Below are 16,982 nucleotides of genomic sequence, written 5' to 3' on the forward strand. Positions count from 1 at the left end.
TCGTCGGCGAGACCCGCGCGCGCCGCGACCTGTCCCGACGCGCGGATCATCCGGGCGGAGACGAGGATGGCGGGGAGGAGGAGGCCCAGGGCGAGCGCTCCCGACGCGGCGATCCGGCCCGCCGCGCGCCACGACTCCGCCGCCGGGCGGCGCCACGCGGCGCCGAGCGCGTAAGCGGCGCCTGCCGCGCCGCCGAAGAGGATCATGAACGGATAGCCGCCCGAGAGATAGACGACGAGGAGCAGCGAGGAGAGGGCGATCGCGCGCGAGAACCGCGCGTCGTGGCGCGCCCGGTCCAGGGCGAGGAGAAGGAGAGGAATCGCAATCGTGACGGAGCTCTGCATCCAGAGCCACCAGGCCGACTGGGCGCCGCTCCATCCCCATGCCGCCGCGCCGCACGAAGCCGCCGTTTCCGAGAGGCCGTGCCGGCGCAGGTACACGAACAGGAAGAAAAATCCCGCGTTCAATTTCAGGAACAGGATCCCGGTCTCGACCGCGGCTTCCGGAAGGAGCAGCGCCGGCACCCACGCGAACGGGGAAAGGAAGCCCTGGACGATGTTCACGGCGCCCGGCGCTCCTCCGGCCGCGGAGCGATTCCAGAGGATCCTTTCCGGCAGCTCCCGGAGGAACGGGGCGCCCGCGGAAGCGGGATCGGCGAGCAGCGCGTTTCGCGGATCGCCGTCGTCCGCGTGCCACGGATACACCGCGTTCACGGCGCCGTGGGAAGAGAAGACGCGTCCGTGAAACAGGACCGGCCAGAAGAAGAGCACGTTGGCGACGAGCAGCAGCGCCGCCGCGACGCGCGGCTCCCGCGTCGGTTCGGGCTCAGTCGCGCTTTCGGGGGACACGCCGGATGATAGCGCGGGGGCGGCCGTGACGTCGGCAGCGAGTCTCTCTGGTCGCGCTCCGCGGCTCGTCGATCGGTTCTGAAGAGTCCGAGGCGCGGCCAGAGCCGAGCGAGACGGGATGCGGGGAGACCGCGGCGCCCGAAGGCGTACTGTGACGTACGTCGAGGGCGCCGCGGGCTGCACGCGCCCGTATTCGCTCGAGCTATGGTCCGCGCCCGCCTCTAAAAGGCGGAGTCGACTGCGGTGACCCGATTCCGACCGTTCCTCTTCGACTTGTACAGCGCCTGGTCGGCGGCGGCGAGGAGCGCCGAAGGGGAGAAGCCGGCGCGCGGCGTCCCGGTCGCGACACCGACGCTCACGGTGAGGAAGTGGCCGTCGGGCGACGCCGGATGGCGCAGGTGAAGCCGCTCGACCTTCCGGCGGAACTCCTCCGCCAGCGTCGAGGCCTCGGCGGGCCCGGAAGAGCGGAGCACGACGGCGAATTCCTCGCCGCCGTAGCGGGCGAGGACGTCCTCCTCGCGCTGCACGACCTCGGCGAGCGCCCGGGCGACCGTCTGCAGATGCTGGTCGCCGCTCTGGTGGCCGAGCGCGTCGTTGAACGCCTTGAAGTGGTCGACGTCGATCATGACGACCGAGATCGGAGCGCGCTCCTTGACGGCTCGCGCCCACTCCTGCGCGAGCCCGGCGTCGAATCGGCGGCGGTTGCCGACCCCGGTCAAGCCGTCGACGAGCGAGAGCTGCTTCAGGTTCTCGTTGGCGGCGGCGAGCTCGCGGCCCTGCCGCTCGAGCTCGCGCGCGCGCTCTTCGAGGTCGCGGACGGTATCGGTTCGCTTCCAGAAACGCTCCCACAGGCCGGTCTTCGGCTCGGGCGCCGGCGGCGCCTCCGCACGGCTCTGGTCGAGCCGCGATTGGAGAGGCGCCGCGAGATCGCCGTGCCCCGGGACGGCGCGGGCGCGCTCGACGTACGGCGCCGCTTCCTCGACCGCCTTGCGATCCAGCAGCGCGTCGGCGAGCGCGGTCGAGATATCCGCGCGGGAGGGGTCGAGGCGGGCGGCCTCGCGCAGGCTCGCGATCGCGCGCTCTTTCCACATCGGGTTCTTGCGCTGGGTCACCCCGAGCAGGTATCGGTATTCGGCGATCTCGGGCGCCCAGCGGACCGCCTGCTCGAGCATCTTCACGGCGGGGTAGAAGTCGCGCTCCTGGATGAGCTCCTTCGCGCGGCGGTAGCTCGACACCGCGCTCTCGCGCCGGACCGCGGCGTCCCCGCCGTCGCTCGCCGCCGCGATCGCGATCGCGCCGGAGAGCTCGCGGTCGTACGCCGCGCGGCGCGCGCGGTCGGCGAGCGTCTCCCCGGCTTCCGAGATCCTCGCGCGAACCGCGTCCCTCTTGCGCGCGAGCGCGGGCTCCTCGAGCTCCGGCGCGCCGTCGAGCGTCTCCCGCGCCTTCTCGAGGGCGAGGCGGATCTCCTCGTCGGAGGCGCCGGGCGCCACGCCGAGGAGCTCGTAGTGCGAGATCCAGTCGATCCGGCGCCACGTCTCCTCGAACCGCTCGCGATCGAAGGGCTCGGCCGATCCGTCGTCCGGCCAGCGGACCCATCCGGCGCAGCGGAACCCGTAGAGGAGCTTCGCCGCGTTGGCGGGATTGCCGGGGCCCGACGCGATCAGCTCGCCGCAGGTCGTCTTTCCGTCGATGCGGGAGAGGAAGAGACCCGCCGGCGAATTCGGCCGGAGGGGGGACGGCCCCGCGGCGCTGCGGTACGGAACCGACGCCCGATCGCCGAGCCGCTCCGAAAAACGCTCGCTCTCGGGCAGGCGGGCGACTCCGTCGAAGAGCAGCGCCGCCGTGTCGAGGTCGAGCCCGAGCCGCGGGTCGAGCGCCTTCTCGCGCGGCGCGAATCGAAACCGCCCGCGGGACCACGGGAACGTCATCTGCACGATGCGTTCGGTGAGCCGCCGGACCTCCGCGACGAGCGCTTCCGGCGCGATCCACCCCTTCTCGAGGAGGATCTCGCCGAAATAGACGTTATCGCGGCGATTCGCCGTCGCCAGCGCCTCGGCGAGCTGCGCCTCCGTGAGCTGTCCGCGATTGCGCAGGAAGGCGCCGAGGCGCTGCTCGGGGCGTGACGAGATCGCGAGCCGGAGCTCGCCCCGGGAGAAGAAAAACGTCCGGACCTCGTCCCGTTTCTCGAGGGTCAGCGTCCCGCTCACCTTGCGGCGGACGATCGCGCCCATCAGCTCGGCGACCGGCACGTCCTCGAGCGAGCCGGCGAAGTCCGGGACGGAAAAGAGGTTCTGAAACATCGCGTCGGAATGGATGCGCTACTTCTTCCGGGCGGCGACGAGCCGGAGACCCGATGCGATCCGGCCGTCCTCGAGCGCGATCCGGCGCGAGAACGCGGCCGCCGCCCGCCGGGACATCCGATCCAGGGTATCGAGGGAGAGGAGAGCCATTGGTTTCCGGCAATGCTAACACGGGCAACGTGTTGAAAATCGAGGCTCTCTCTGCTAACCTCCGCCTTCCCCGCGGCAGGCGGTCGCTCTTTGTGATCGAATGGGACGAGGGCCGGATCTTGAAATGCTTCGCGGCTTCCGGCCGGCAGCCCGATTTAGGCTCGTAGCTCAGCTGGTAGAGCACTACCTCGACACGGTAGGGGTCAGCGGTTCGAACCCGCTCGAGCCTACCAACCGCCCGGGGCGTTCAGGCGCTTAGCTCAGCTTGGGAGAGCGCTTCCTTCACACGGAAGAGGTCGGCGGTTCGATCCCGCCAGCGCCTACCATCGGCGAAGGGATTTTCGACGCGAGGCGACTCGCGTTTTTTCGTTTTCAGGAGGCTCGTTGGACATCCAGGTGACGCTCCCCGACGGCGCCGTCAAGGCGGTGCCGGCGGGCACGACGGTCGGACAGATCGCCCGCGCGATCGGGCCGGGCCTCGCCAAGTCCGCGCTCGCGGGGAAGGTCGACGGCAAGGTCGTCGACCTTTCGCGGCCGGTCGAGCGCGACGCGCGTCTCGAGATCGTCACGCCGAAGTCTCCCGACGCGCTCGACCTCTACCGCCACTCGACGGCGCACCTGACGGCCAACGCGGTCAAGCGCCTCTTCCCGGACGTCAAGATCGGGATCGGCCCGGCGATCGAGAACGGGTATTACTACGACTTCGACCCGGGTCGGCCCTTCACGCCCGAGGATCTCGCCGCCATCGAAGCGGAGATGCGGAAGATCGTCGCCGAGGACAACGCGGTCGAGCGGATCGAGATGTCAAAGGAGGAGGCGATCCGGATCTTCGAGGCGCAGGGCGACACGCTCAAGGTCGAGATCATCCGCGGAATCCCGGAGGACCGTGTCTCCTGCTACCGGCAGAAGGACTTCATCGACCTCTGCCGCGGCCCTCACGTCCCGTCGACGGGAAAGCTCGGCGTCTTCAAGCTCACGCACACGGCGGGCGCCTACTGGAAGGGGGACGAGCACAACCCCATGCTCCAGCGGATCTACGGCGCGTCGTTCCTGACGCAGGCCGAGCTCGACGCCCATCTCAAGCAGCTCGAGGACGCGAAGGCGCGCGACCACCGCAAGCTCGGGCGCGAGCTCGACCTCTTTTCGTTCCACCCGTGGGCGCCGGCTTCCCCCTTCTTCCACCCGAAGGGAGCGACGCTCTACAACCTGCTGCTGGGGTACGTCCGGGAGCTCTACCGCAAGTACGGGTACCGCGAGGTGATCACGCCGCAGATCTTCGACGCCGAGCTCTTCAAGACGTCGGGCCACTACGAGAACTACAGGGAGAACATGTACTTCACGGAGATCGACGAGCGGGAATTCGGCGTGAAGCCGATGAACTGCCCGGGCCACTACCTGATGTACGCCTCGCAGGCGTTCTCCTACCGCGACCTCCCGGTGCGGTACGCCGATTTCGGGAGGCTCCACCGCTACGAACGGTCGGGGGTGACACAGGGGCTGACGCGCGTGCGCACGTTCTCGCAGGACGACTCGCACATTTTCTGCACGATCGACCAGATGCCGGCGGAGATGGACCGATTCATCGACTTCATCGACGAGGTGTACGCGACTTTCGGCTTCACCGACGTGCGGGTCGGGCTCGGGACCCGTCCGGAGAAATTCATGGGCCGGCCCGAGAATTGGGAGAAGGCGGAACGGGCGCTCGCGGAGGCCTTCGAGAAGCGCGGGCGGGAGTTCTTCGTCAACGCCGGCGACGGCGCCTTTTACGGGCCGAAGCTCGACTTCCAGGTCAAGGACGCGATCGGCCGGTACTGGCAGCTCGGCACGCTCCAGGTCGACTTTTCCCAGCCGGAGAACTTCGACCTGACGTACGTCGGCGAGGACGGCGCCAGGCACCGGCCCGTCGTCCTGCACCGGGCGATCCTCGGATCGGTCGAGCGGTTCCTCGGGATCCTGATCGAGCACACGGCCGGCGACTTCCCGGTGTGGCTGGCTCCCGTGCAGGCCGTCGTGATCCCGGTCTCCGACAAGTTCGCCGAGTACGCCCGCTCGGTCGCCGCGCGTCTGGCGGCCGACGGGTTCCGCGTCGAGTCGGACGACCGCAACGAGAAGCTCGGCGCGCGCATCCGCCACGCCGAGCTCCAGAAGATTCCGTACATGCTGATCGTGGGGGAGCGCGAGCAGGCGACCGGATCGGTCTCGCCGCGCAAGCGCAAGGCGGGGGACCTCGGCTCCCGCTCCCTGGACGAGTTTTCCGCCGCGCTGGCGGGCGAAGTGGCCCGGCGCGAATGATAGATTCCCTTCGATAGGAGGTCTTCGATCGACAAAAAGAGCATTCGTATCAACGAGCAGATCCGGTGGAAGGAAGTGCGTCTGATCGACGCCGACGGCGAGCCTCTCGGCGTCGTCGGAATGCAGGAAGCGCACGACCGGGCCAAGCTGGCGGGTCTCGACCTCGTGGAGATCGCCCCGACCGCGAATCCGCCGGTCTGCCGGATCATGAACTTCGGAAAGTTCGTCTACCAGCAGAAGAAGAAGCAGCACGATTCGAAGAAGAAGCAGAAGGTCACGCAGGTCAAGGAAGTGAAGTTCCGGCCCAACATCGACGAGCACGACTACGAGTTCAAGAAGGCGAGCATTCTTCGGTTCCTGGAGCACGGCGACAAGGTCAAGGCGACCGTCCAGTTCCGCGGGCGCGAGATGGCGCGCCGCGAAAACGGGCTGAAGGTCCTGCGCCGGCTCGTCGAGGAGCTCAAGGGCCGGGCCATCGCCGAGTCGTCCCCGGAGTTGATGGGGAACCGCATGCACCAGATCCTCGGTCCCGTGAAGACGATCGAGAAACCCGTCAAGCCCGGCAAGGGGGCCGTCCCGGCCGGAGCCGTCGAATAGATTGGGCGCCGAGTTGAAGCGGCAGAGCCGCTTAACTCGGCCGTCGAGAACAGGGGCCGTTGACAAGATAGAGGCGCCGAGTTGAAGCGGCAGATCCGCTTAACTCGGCCGTTGAGAACAGGGGCCGTTGACAAGATAGAGGCGCCGAGTTGAAGCGGCAGAGCCGCTCAACCCGGCGCTCCGAAGAGGACAACAACCATGCCGAAACTGAAGACCCACCGCGGGGCGGCCAAGCGGTTCAAGAAGACCGCGTCCGGCAAGTTCAAGCGGGGGAAGGCTTACAAGAGCCACATCCTGACGAAGAAAGCCTCGGGGCGCAAGCGCGACCTCGACCAGGCGACGATGGTGTCGAAGGCCGACACGCCGGGCGTCCGCGAGATGCTCCCGTACTCGAAGTAACCGGTCCCGAAACCGCATCGGAGGAGAGAGATGCCCCGCGTCAAAAGAGGACCCAAGAGAAAGAACCGCCGCGCCAAGGTGCTGAAGCTCGCCAAGGGCTACTACGGCACGAAATCGAAGTCGTACCGGATCGCCAAACAGCAGGTCGAGAAGTCGCTCGCCTACGCCTACCGCGACCGCAAGGCGAAGAAGCGCGATTTCCGGGGGCTGTGGATCGTCCGGATCAACGCCGCCGCGCGCGAGAACGACATCACCTACAGCCGCCTGATGGACGGACTGAAGAAATCGGGAAGCGACATCAACCGGAAGATGCTGTCGGAGATCGCGGTCTCCGACCCGGGCGCCTTCACGCACCTCGTCTCGGTCGCCAAGAAAGCGCTCCAGCCCGCGTAGGCGGCGCCGGGGACGGACGGATCGCATGACGGATCCGGAGGCGATCGGCGATCTGCTCGCCGCGTTCCGGCGGGACGCCGCCGGCGTTTCCTCGCGCCCCGCGTACGAGGCGCTGAAGGGGAAGTACGTCAACCGGGACCACGGCCTCGTTCCGGCGCTCTTCGCGCGCCTGAAGGAGCTCTCCGGCCCCGGGAAGGCGGAGTTCGGAAAGCGCGCCAACGAGGCCAAGCGCGAGATCGAGGCCGGCCTCGCGGTCTGCGAAGAGCGCGTGCGCGCCGCCGAAGCCGCCGCGCGCGCCGCCCGGGACGAGATCGACGTCACGCTCCCGGGGCGTCCGTCTCCGCTCGGCGGTCTGCACCCGCTCACGGCCGTCCGGCGCCAGATCGAGAGCGTGTTCGTGCGGCTCGGGTTCTCGATCGCCGACGGGCCGGAGCTCGAGACGGACTTCTTCAACTTCGCCGCGCTGAACTTCCCGCCGGACCATCCGGCCCGCGACACGCAGGACACTCTCCTGGTGTCCGCGGACGGCCCCAACGGCCAGCCCGAGTACCTGCTCCGCACGCACACCTCTCCGGTCCAGATCCGGGCGCTGACCGCCCACGGCGCGCCGATCCGCGTCCTCTGCCCCGGGCGCGTCTACCGCAAGGACGAGGTCGATGCGACGCACTCGCCGGTCTTCCACCAGATCGAGGGGCTCGTCGTCGACCGCGGGATCACGATGGCGCACCTGAAGGGGACGATCGAGGCCTTCCTGCAGGGACTCTTCGGACGGGACACGAAGGTCCGCTTCACCTGCTCCTACTTCCCCTTCGTCGAGCCGGGCGCGCAGGCGGCGATGACCTGCTTCCTGTGCGGCGGAGCCGGATGCCGGATCTGCAAGGGCTCGGGATGGATCGAGATCCTCGGCGCCGGGATGGTGCACCCGCACGTCCTCCGCGTCTGCGGCGTCGACCCGGAGGTGTATTCCGGGTTCGCGTTCGGCACCGGCGTCGACCGCCTCGCGTTGCTGAAATACGGCGTTCCCGACCTGCGCCTCTTCTTCGAGAACGACCTGCGGTTCCTGCGGCAGTTCCGGAGCGCCGGGTGAATCCGCGACGAGGAGTATCGGAGCACGGAGTCGCGGCCGCGATGAGCGCGTCCGCTGTCCTCTCTTCCCCTCTCCATCTGGAGAGGGGTGGCGCGGAGTGGAGTCGCGTCACCGCCGTGACGCCGCAACGATACCTCTCCCGTTCGGGAGAGGATGCCCGCCGGTGGCGGGCCGGTGAGGGGGCGAGCCCGCCGCTCGCGAGCGCCGGGGCGAGGTCGTGAAGTTCTCCCTCGACTGGATGGGCGACTACGCGCATCTCGACTCGGTCGACGCGGGGGAGATCGCCGACACCGCCAACGAGATCGGGCTCGAGATCGGGACGGTCGAGCGGACGCCTTCGGGCGATACCGTCTTCGACGCCGACGTCACTCCCAACCGCCCGGACGCGATGAACCACCGCGGTTTCGCGCGCGACGTCGCGGCCGCGCTCGGCGTGCGGTTCGAGGGCTGGCGCGCACCCGCGCCCGCGGCTTCCGGGCCGCCCGTCGGGGAGCACGCGGCGGTTTCCGTCGAGGTGCCGGACCGTTGCCGCCGGTTCGCCGCGCGGATGATTCGCGGGATATCGCCGGCGGCCTCCCCGGCGCTCTGGCGGCGGCGCATGGACGCTCTGGGGCTCAAGTCGATCGACGCCGCGGTCGACGCGACGAACATCTCGCTCTGGGGGCTCGGCCAGCCGCTCCACGCCTTCGACGCGGACCGCGTCGCGGGCGGCCGGCTGATCGTCCGGCTCGCGAAGGCGGGGGAGAAGCTCCGCTGCCTCGACGGGGTCGAGCGGGAGCTCCATCCGGAGGACGTCGTCGTCGCCGACGAGCGCCGGGCCCTCTCGCTCGCCGGCGTCATCGGCGGCGTCGATTCCGCGATCGTGCCCGGCCGGACGCGCAACGTGCTGCTCGAGGCGGCCTGGTGGGATCCCGTTTCGATCCGGCGCACGGCGCGGCGCCACGGCCTCCACACGGACGCCTCCCACCGTTACGAGCGCGGCGCCGACGTCGAGGCGATCCCCGACGGGCTGGCGCTCGCGTCGGCGCTCGTGCTCGAGAGCGCGGGGGGGGAGCTTCTCGCCGGCGAGGTCGACGTGTATCCGGCGCGGTTCGTCCCCCGCGTCGTGCGGCTCCGGCTCGCCCGGCTGGCCGGTCTGACGGGGCTTTCCGATCTTTCCCTCGCGCGCGCGGCCGGGATCCTCGAGCGCCTCGGCTTCGGCGTGAGGCTCGCCGGCGACGCGCTCGACGCGGCGGTGCCGTCGTGGCGTCCGGACGTCGCGATCGAGGAGGACCTGGTCGAGGAGGTGGCGCGCATCCACGGATATTCGAAGATCCCGTTCGCGCTCCCGCCGGCGGAAGCCCTCTCGCCGCTCTACCTCTCCGCCGGCGCGCCCGCGCCGCGCGAGATCGACGACCGCGCCGCCGACGAGGCTCGCGAAGCGGGGCTCTTCGAGGCGATGAATTTCCCCTTCGTCGGACCCGGGGCGGATTCGCGGCCGGGTAACCTGCTCGGGAAGGAGGCGTACCGCCCGGAACCGCTCCGGGTGACGAATCCGCTCGACGCCGGGCGCCCCTGTCTGCGCCGTCTGCTCCTCCCGGGGCTCCTCGAGTCGGTTTCGGCCAACCACCGCGCCGGACGGCGTTCGATCGCGCTCTTCGAGGTCGGAAGGGTGTGGGACCGGCCCGCGCCCGCCGGCGCCGATCCGACGGAAATCGAGAGCCGGCACTTCGCGGCGGCGCTCGCGGGCGAGGCGCCGGAGGCGTACCCGGTGCGGCCGGTCGACCTCCTCGACGCGAAGGGGATCGTCCGACGGCTCGTCCTCGCCGTCTCCGGGGAAGAGCCGCTCTTCGAGAGCGAGGTCGCGGACGCGTTGGCAGCCTCGGCGGCGCTTCGCGTATCGGTCGCGGGCCGCCCGGCGGGCGTCCTCGGAAGAATCCCGGAAGGATGGCGCGGCGAGATGGCGCTCCCGGCGGCGGTCGTCGTCGCCGAGCTCGACCTCGGCGCGCTCTCCCGCGCCCGCCGGCCGGTCCGCCATGCGGAGTACTCCCGGTTTCCGGCGGCCGACGTCGACGTGACGGTGTCGTGCGGCCCCGGCGTGACGTGGAGCGACGTCGAGGCGGCGATCGGCGCGGCGCGGCTCGCGCATCTCGAGGAGGCGGTGCTCCTCAAGCTCTACGTCGATCCGGCCCGGCCGGAATCCCGCAACGTCACCGTTCGTCTCACCTTCCGCGCTCCCGACCGGACCCTGTCCCAGGAAGAGGTCAATCGTGAGCGCGACCGGCTCATGGAAACGTGGCAGCAGAAATTCGGAGTGAAAGCATGACGACCGCAGAGAACAGCAAGATCTTCGACTCCCTCGAGAAGCGCGTGGAGCGGGTCCTCGAAAAGTACCGCTCGGCGACGGAGGAGAACGGCAGGCTCAAGGCGAAGCTCGCCGAGCGCGAGGCCGAGATCGAGAAGGCGAAGGCCGAGATCGCCTCCGCGCGCAAGTCCGCCAAACGCGAGGAAGAGCTCGCGGCCGAGCTCGCGCGGCACGAAGCGGAAAACGAAAAGGTCAGGGAGAGGCTCGGCCGCCTGATCGAGACGTTGGAAACGATTGACGCTTCTAAGGTTTAGCCCTTATACTCTTCCGGAGAGGAACACGGGCCATGGCGGAAGACCGGGCCAACGTCACGCAAGTCGAGATCTACGGCCAGACGTACACCGTCCGCGCCGATAGCGACAGCTCGTACGTCCGGGAGCTCGCCCGGTTCGTCGATGGTAAGATGCGAGAGGTGGCCGAGCGGGCGGCCACGGTCGATTCCGCCAAGATCGCGATTCTGGCGGCGTTGAACATTTCGGACGACCTCTACCAACGGGAGAGAAGGAGTCAGGGCGATCCGGCCAACGCGAAAGCGAGGGTGGAGCGCCTCATAAAGAAACTCGACGACGCCCTGGAGGCACGATGAGCCGCTTTCGAGCCGGCTCGGGAAACGGGAGAATAGGGAAAGAGGCTGGTCCTGCTTGGTTTGTGATGGAAAAGTCACTCTTGAACCAACATTCATTATTCGGGAGCTTGACTTCCGGCGGAGCGGTGACGTCCCGGTGACGCCGGGAAACTAAACTTCGCCTTTCGGGCACCCACCTGTCTGAGACAGGTTCAAGTCGACTGACACACGGCCAACGCGGGACCTCCCTCGATTCCCGCTCCCGCGGCGCTCCGGGTCGTCCTGGAGAAACGCGATGGATGGAACACTGGTGATCGCCCTCGTGGCGGGTATCGCGGCCGCGATCGTCGCCACCGTGATCTTCTCCCTCCTGGTCAGTCGCCGGACCTCCGGCATCCGGAACGCGGCGCGGCGCGAGGCCGAGCGCCTGCTCGAAGACGCCAAACGGCAGGCCGACGCGAAGCGCCGCGAGGCCGACATCGAGGCGAAGGAGAAGATCCTCGCCGCCCGCGCGGAATTCGACAAGCAGGCCAACGGGCGGCGCCAGGAGATCGCCGCGCTCGAGAAGCGGCTGACCCAGAAGGAAGAGAACCTCGACCGGAAGCTCGCCCAGATCGAGCAGCGCGGCGCCGAATTCGACAAGCGCGAGAAGGATCTGGCGCGCCGGCAGGGGGAGATCGACCGCCTGGACGAGGAATTCAAGGAGCTGATCGACGAGCAGCGCCGGAAGCTCGAGGCGATCTCCGGGCTCACGGCGGAGCAGGCGAAGCAGAACCTGATCCGGTCGATCGAGAACGACGCGCGGCTCGAAGCCTCGCACCTGATCCGCCGGATCGAGGAGGAAGCCTCCGAGAACGCGACGCAGAAGGCGCGACGGATCATCGGGATGGCGATCCAGCGGATGGCGTCGGACACGGTCGTCGAGGCAACCGTCTCCGTCGTCGACCTCCCTTCGGACGACCTGAAGGGGAGGATCATCGGCCGCGAAGGGCGCAACATCCGGGCCCTCGAGGCGGCGACCGGCGTCGACCTCATCATCGACGACACGCCGGAGGCGATCATCCTCTCGGCGTTCGAGCCGGTCCGGCGCGAGATCGCCCGCATGGCGATCCAGCGCCTGATCGTCGACGGGCGGATCCATCCCGCCCGCATCGAGGAGATCGTCGAGAAGGTGCGGGCCGAGCTCTGGGAGAAGATCCGGCAGGAAGGGGAGGCGGTCGCGCTCGAGTTCGGCATTCCCGACCTCCACCCCGAGCTCATCAAGCTCCTCGGAAGGTTGAAGTACCGCACGTCGTACGGACAGAACGTCCTCCAGCATTCGCGCGAGGTCGGGTGGCTCGCCGGGAACATGGCCGCGGAGCTCGGGGTCAACGTCGACGTGGCCAAGCGCGCGGGGCTCCTCCACGACGTCGGCAAGGCGATCGACCGCGAGATGGAGGGGACGCACCTCGAGCTCGGCCGCGAGGTGCTGAAGAAGTTCGGCGAGAGCGACGCGGTGATCCACGCGATGGAATGCCACCACGGCGACTACGAGCCGCGGTCCGTCGAGGCGGTGCTCGTCAACGGCGCCGACGCCCTCTCGGCCGCGCGTCCGGGCGCCCGGCGGGAGATCCTCGAGACCTACGTGAAGCGCCTCGAGAAGCTCGAGCACATCGCCGACGGTTTCAAGGGGGTGCAGAAGGCGTTTGCCGTGCAGGCGGGACGCGAGCTCCGCATCGTCGTCGAGGCGGCGAAGATCACCGACGACGAGGCGCTCTGGCTCTCGAAGGACGTCGCCAAGAAGATCGAGACGGAGCTCCAGTATCCCGGACAGATCAAGGTGACGGTGATCCGCGAGACGCGCGCGGTGGAGTACGCTCGATGATCGCGCGCGTTTCCCTCACCCGGCCCGCCTCGCGCGTGCGCACTTCGGCGCGGCCACCCTCTCCCGCGGCGCCGCGCGCGGGCGAGGGAAATCAGGCAGCTTTCCGGCGATGAGCTGCCCCGCACGAGCGAATTCAGGAGCTCCAGAGGGGGCTTGGGGGATGCATCCCCCAGGTCAGACAGTTCGGTTCAGCAACCCAGAGAGCGTCACTTCTGAAAATGCTTCAGCGGATGATCAGAGCGGCGAGACCCTCGTGTCCCAATGGTGAAAATCCTCTTCGTCGGCGACGTCGTCGGCAATCCCGGCCGGCGCGCGCTCTCGGAAGCGCTCGAGAAGACGATCGACCGCCGCAAGATCGACTTCACGATCGTGAACATCGAGAACGCGGCCGGCGGTTTCGGGCTGACGCGCGATATCTACGACGAGTTGAAGAAGCTCCCGATCGACGTCTTCTCCTCGGGCAACCACATCTGGGACCGCAAGGACTTCCTCCCGAGCCTCGACGAGCTCGACGACGTCCTGCGCCCGGCGAACTACCCGAAGGGGAACCCGGGACACGGGAGCATCGTGAAGAAGACCGCCTCGGGGGTCGCCGTCGCGGTGCTGAACCTCCAGGGTCAGGTCTTCATGACCAACATCGACTCTCCCTTCCGAATCGCCGACGAGATGCTGCCCGCCCTGAAGAAGGAGGCCGGCGTCGTCTTCGTGGACTTCCACGCCGAGGCGACCTCCGAGAAGAACGCGCTCGGCTGGTACCTCGACGGGCGCGTCTCGGCCGTCGTCGGGACCCACACCCACGTCCCGACCGCCGACGAGACGATCCGGCCCGGCGGCACCGCATACCTGACCGACGTCGGGATGACGGGGGCTTACGAGGGCGTGATCGGCTTCAACAAGGACAAGGTCGTCGAGAAATTCCTCGCGCAGACCCCGCGCTCGTTCGAGACCGCCAAGCGCGACGTGCGGCTCTCGTCGGTGGTGGTCGAAGTGGACGAGCAGAGCGGGAGGGCGCAGTCGATCGAGCGGTGGCAGGTCCGAATTGACTGATCGGCCGCATCTGTCGGCGATCGTCACCTCCTACAACGAGGAGATCAACATCAAGGAGTGCCTCGAGAGCGTTCTCTGGGCCGACGAGGTGCTGCTCGTCGATTCGTTCTCGACCGACCGCACCGTCGAGATCGCCGGCGCGATCCCCGGCGTTCGCGTCGTCCAGCACGAGTACTTCGGCTCGGCGGCGCAGAAGAACTGGGCGATGGACCGGGCCGCTCACCCGTGGGTCCTGATCGTCGACGCCGACGAGCGCGTCACGGCCGAGCTCGCCCGCGAGATCATGGGACTCCTCGAACGGGGCCCCGACGCCGAGCACTATTCGATCCGCCGGCAGAACATCTTCGTCGACCGGATCATCCGGCACTCGGGATGGTCGACGGACAAGGTCGTCCGTCTCATCCGAAAGGGCTCCGCGCGCTATCCGAACCGGCGCGTTCACGCCGACATCCGTCCCGAAGGGCCGACGCCGACGCTGTCCGCGCCGCTCCTCCACTACACGTTCCGCTCCTTCTCGCAGTACCTCGAGAAGTTCCACCGGTACGCGGAGTGGGGCGCGGCGGAGGCGTTCAAGCGGGGGAAGAGCCCCGGCGTGACGGAGCTGTGCCTGCGTCCGGCGTGGCGTTTCTTCCGGATGTACGTGCTCCAGGCCGGCTTCCTCGACGGGCGTCACGGTTTCGTCCTTTGCGCGCTCCAGGCGTACGGCGTGTTTCTCAAGTGGGCGAAGGTGTGGGAATGGCAGCGCTACCGCGCCAACGGCTGGGCCTTCGAGCTGCCGGCCTATGACGAGAGCGCCGAGACCTGGGGCCGCGAGAACGCCGGCGCGGACGCCCCTTCCTCTCCGAGATAGCTCCTCTCCGAGATAGGAAGACGGAAACGCCCGCCGGAGCGGGCGTTAGGCCGTCGGGCGCTCAAACGCCCGCCGCGTCGAGTCAAGCGGCGCCTGGCGTCCGCTTCAACTCGACGCCCGGCTCTTCGTCGCCTTTGCCAGCCGCGACTTGTAGCGCGCGGCGGTGTTCGGGTGGATGACCCCCTTGGCCGCGGCGCGGTCGATCTCGGAGGCCGTGCCCGGCAGCGTCTCCGCCGAGGGAGAGGAACGGTGCTTCTTGATCACATGGCGGAGCTTTGTCTTCACGCGGCGGTTCCGGGCCGTCTTCTTCGCGGACGTGCGGATCCGTTTCTTGGCGGACTTGATGTTGGCCATCGGGTTCGAGACTTCCTTTCTAGCATCCATCCGGCGGGCTCGGCGCCCGCCCATTCGGCGGGCTCGGTGCCCGCCCGTTCGGCGGGCTCCGCCCGCCCGTTTCGCGGGCTTTGCCGCCCGCTCGGTTTCAGCGGGCTTCGACGCCCAGGGCCGTCAGTCGTTGCCGGGCCAGACGCGCCTCGTCCGAACCGGGATATTCGTGGATGACGTACTGCAGCGCGACGACCGCCTCGGCGCGGCGGTTGAGCTCCTGGAGCGCCAGCCCCTTCTTCAAGAGCGCGGCCGCCGCCTTGTCGCTCTTGGGCCAGCGCTTGAGCAACGCGTCGAAATCGCCGATCGCGTCGTCGAACTTGCGCTCCGAGAAATGCGATTCGCCCACCCAGTACTGCGCGTTGTCGGAAAGATCCGTCGAAGGGTAACGCTCGATGTAGTCCTGGAAGCCCGCCACGGCGAGCTCGTAGCGCCCCTTCGTGTAGTCGCCGTACGCCGTGTCGTAGAGCTGCTGCGGGCTGGGGCCCCCGGCCGCCGCGGCCGGCGGCGCGTTGGGACGCGGAGCGCCGATCGACGGCGAAAGAGGGGCGCCGGGCCCGCCGCCCGGCGCGGCGGCGATCTGCTGGGAGACCTCCGCCAGTCGCCGGTTCGTGTCGTCGAGCTTCGCCTGGAGCGCCTCGATCTGGCGGGAGAGCTCGTCGAGCTTCACGCCGGTGTCGGCGTTGGACTTGAGCAACTGGTTGGTCTGCTGGGCCACGCTGGCGTTGAGCTTCTGGACCTCTTCCTTCGAGGACGACTTGCTCTCGACGGCCTGGATCTGCCGCTCGATGTCGTTCATCTGCCGGTGAAGCCCGTCGATGTCGTCCGAGGAGACGCACGCAAACGACACGGCGGCCCCGGCGGCGAGAGCGGCGAGCGCAAAGCGCCGCGGATCGCGGAAGAGACTCACTTGCCGGTGATCACGAAGTGACCGCGGCGGTTCTGCTGCCAGCAGGCTTCGTCGTGATCGGTGCAGAACGGCCGCGCCTTCCCGTAAGACACCGTGTTCACGCGGGACCCTTCGATGCCGAGCGAGACGAGGTATTCCTTGACCGCGGAAGCGCGCTTCTGGCCGAGAGAGAGGTTGTACTCCTCCGTCCCGCGCTCGTCGCAGTGCCCCTCGACGAGAATCCGGATCGAGCCGTACTGCTTGAGCCACTGGGCGTCGGAAGCGAGCGCCGTTCGCGCGTCGTCGCGGAGGTCGGCCTTGTCGAAGTCGAAGAACGCGTCCTGGAGATATCCCTTCGAGTTGAGGGTCTGCAGGTCCTCGCTCATCACGTCCTCTCCCCGCGGAGCGGACGGGGGAGGCGTCGGCGCGGGAGGCGCGGGCGCTTCGACGGCAGGCGGAGGAGGCGCAGCCTCGGGAGTCGTCGTGGGGGGTTTCTTCTTGCAGCCGGCGGCGAGCGCGATGACGGCTCCCAGCACGGCGGCGACCTTTAGACTCCGATGCATCCGCATTTCATTCCTCCTCAAAGTTGCCGATTTCCCGAGTAGTTTCACGGTTCTGACCGTAGCAAAATTCGTGCTCGCTTTCAATCCGCAGGACGGCCGAAAATGCAAGATTCACGCGCCAGATCGGCCATCCCGGCGCCTGGCGGCGCGCCGTTTCAGCGCCAAGGGTTCGTTCCGCGTCGCGCGAGGGAGGATAGCGACGTGCGGCCGGATGCCCCGGCGCCGTCCGGGCCGGAGTCCGGAGCTCACCCGCCGGAGCCTCGGCGAGGCGGGCGCTCACCCGCGACGCCACTGAGAACGAGATCCTTCGGGCCGCCAGGCGGCCCTCAAGGGAGAGTCTCGCGGACTCACGGCCGTGAGTCCGCTGGGCTGGACCCCCACGTCGCGCGCCTGCCCGCACGCTCCTCGGG

General features: G+C 68.6%; 17 protein-coding genes, 2 tRNA genes and 1 other RNA gene. 14 read left to right on the forward strand and 6 right to left on the reverse strand.

What is annotated here, in order from left to right; all coding sequences use genetic code 11:
* From VKH46_07045 to VKH46_07055, 3 genes are all read right to left on the reverse strand, one after another.
* Positions 1–848 (reverse strand): hypothetical protein (locus tag VKH46_07045; protein ID HKB70587.1); only part of this gene is annotated, 848 nt, incomplete at its 3' end.
* 221 nt (positions 849–1,069) lie between these two features.
* Positions 1,070–3,148 (reverse strand): diguanylate cyclase, encoded by a 2,079-nt coding sequence (locus VKH46_07050; protein HKB70588.1) that lies wholly within the window; start codon positions 3,146–3,148, stop codon positions 1,070–1,072.
* A gap of 18 nt (positions 3,149–3,166) precedes the next feature.
* Positions 3,167–3,298 carry a hypothetical protein gene (locus VKH46_07055; protein HKB70589.1) on the reverse strand — a complete coding sequence of 44 codons (132 nt, stop codon included), beginning with the start codon at positions 3,296–3,298 and terminating at the stop codon, positions 3,167–3,169.
* Between the two features lie 157 nt (positions 3,299–3,455).
* Here VKH46_07055 and VKH46_07060 point away from each other — a divergent pair.
* From VKH46_07060 to VKH46_07125, 14 genes are all read left to right on the forward strand, one after another.
* Positions 3,456–3,531 (forward strand) — tRNA-Val (locus tag VKH46_07060).
* A 16-nt stretch (positions 3,532–3,547) separates the two neighbouring features.
* Positions 3,548–3,624: transfer RNA gene (locus tag VKH46_07065), tRNA-Val, on the forward strand.
* 58 nt (positions 3,625–3,682) lie between these two features.
* Positions 3,683–5,590: a threonine--tRNA ligase gene (gene thrS / locus VKH46_07070; GenBank protein ID HKB70590.1), complete on the forward strand. Its 1,908-nt coding sequence runs from the start codon at positions 3,683–3,685 to the stop codon at positions 5,588–5,590.
* A gap of 42 nt (positions 5,591–5,632) precedes the next feature.
* Positions 5,633–6,187 carry a translation initiation factor IF-3 gene (gene infC, locus VKH46_07075; GenBank protein ID HKB70591.1) on the forward strand — a complete coding sequence of 185 codons (555 nt, stop codon included), beginning with the start codon at positions 5,633–5,635 and terminating at the stop codon, positions 6,185–6,187.
* A 198-nt stretch (positions 6,188–6,385) separates the two neighbouring features.
* On the forward strand, positions 6,386–6,586 hold the full coding sequence (gene rpmI / locus VKH46_07080) for a 50S ribosomal protein L35 (GenBank protein ID HKB70592.1): 201 nt from the start codon (positions 6,386–6,388) through the stop codon (positions 6,584–6,586).
* A gap of 30 nt (positions 6,587–6,616) precedes the next feature.
* The gene (gene rplT, locus VKH46_07085; protein HKB70593.1) at positions 6,617–6,979 is read left to right on the forward strand and encodes a 50S ribosomal protein L20; all 363 of its coding nucleotides are present in this window, start codon (positions 6,617–6,619) and stop codon (positions 6,977–6,979) included.
* A gap of 25 nt (positions 6,980–7,004) precedes the next feature.
* Positions 7,005–8,066, forward strand: a complete 1,062-nt coding sequence (gene pheS / locus VKH46_07090) for a phenylalanine--tRNA ligase subunit alpha (GenBank protein HKB70594.1) — start codon at positions 7,005–7,007, stop codon at positions 8,064–8,066.
* A gap of 217 nt (positions 8,067–8,283) precedes the next feature.
* Complete coding sequence (locus VKH46_07095; protein HKB70595.1) at positions 8,284–10,371, forward strand: phenylalanine--tRNA ligase subunit beta; 2,088 nt, start codon at positions 8,284–8,286, stop codon at positions 10,369–10,371.
* Positions 10,368–10,664, forward strand: a complete 297-nt coding sequence (locus VKH46_07100) for a hypothetical protein (GenBank protein ID HKB70596.1) — start codon at positions 10,368–10,370, stop codon at positions 10,662–10,664. Before VKH46_07095 ends, VKH46_07100 begins: the two co-directional genes overlap by 4 nt.
* Before the next feature lie 32 nt (positions 10,665–10,696).
* On the forward strand, positions 10,697–10,996 hold the full coding sequence (locus tag VKH46_07105; GenBank protein ID HKB70597.1) for a cell division protein ZapA: 300 nt from the start codon (positions 10,697–10,699) through the stop codon (positions 10,994–10,996).
* Positions 10,997–11,041: 45 nt separating this feature from the next.
* A non-coding RNA gene (ssrS, locus tag VKH46_07110) (6S RNA) lies at positions 11,042–11,223 on the forward strand.
* 47 nt (positions 11,224–11,270) lie between these two features.
* Positions 11,271–12,839 (forward strand): ribonuclease Y, encoded by a 1,569-nt coding sequence (gene rny / locus VKH46_07115; GenBank protein ID HKB70598.1) that lies wholly within the window; start codon positions 11,271–11,273, stop codon positions 12,837–12,839.
* A gap of 261 nt (positions 12,840–13,100) precedes the next feature.
* Positions 13,101–13,886: a TIGR00282 family metallophosphoesterase gene (locus tag VKH46_07120; protein ID HKB70599.1), complete on the forward strand. Its 786-nt coding sequence runs from the start codon at positions 13,101–13,103 to the stop codon at positions 13,884–13,886.
* Entirely contained in the window at positions 13,879–14,736 is an 858-nt protein-coding gene (locus tag VKH46_07125) for a glycosyltransferase family 2 protein (protein ID HKB70600.1), read from the forward strand. The genes VKH46_07120 and VKH46_07125 overlap by 8 nt, the downstream gene beginning before the upstream one ends.
* 105 nt (positions 14,737–14,841) lie before the next feature.
* On the opposite strand, the gene rpsT is transcribed toward VKH46_07125, so the two are convergent.
* The 3 genes from rpsT to pal form a co-directional block, all read right to left on the reverse strand.
* Positions 14,842–15,090, reverse strand: a complete 249-nt coding sequence (rpsT, locus tag VKH46_07130; GenBank protein HKB70601.1) for a 30S ribosomal protein S20 — start codon at positions 15,088–15,090, stop codon at positions 14,842–14,844.
* 127 nt (positions 15,091–15,217) lie between these two features.
* Positions 15,218–16,030: a tol-pal system protein YbgF gene (gene ybgF / locus VKH46_07135; GenBank protein HKB70602.1), complete on the reverse strand. Its 813-nt coding sequence runs from the start codon at positions 16,028–16,030 to the stop codon at positions 15,218–15,220.
* Positions 16,027–16,578 (reverse strand): peptidoglycan-associated lipoprotein Pal, encoded by a 552-nt coding sequence (gene pal / locus VKH46_07140; GenBank protein HKB70603.1) that lies wholly within the window; start codon positions 16,576–16,578, stop codon positions 16,027–16,029. The genes ybgF and pal overlap by 4 nt, the downstream gene beginning before the upstream one ends.
* Between the last annotated feature and the right edge of the window lie 404 nt (positions 16,579–16,982).

The organism is Thermoanaerobaculia bacterium (assembly GCA_035260525.1).
GTDB lineage: Bacteria > Acidobacteriota > Thermoanaerobaculia > UBA5066 > DATFVB01 > DATFVB01.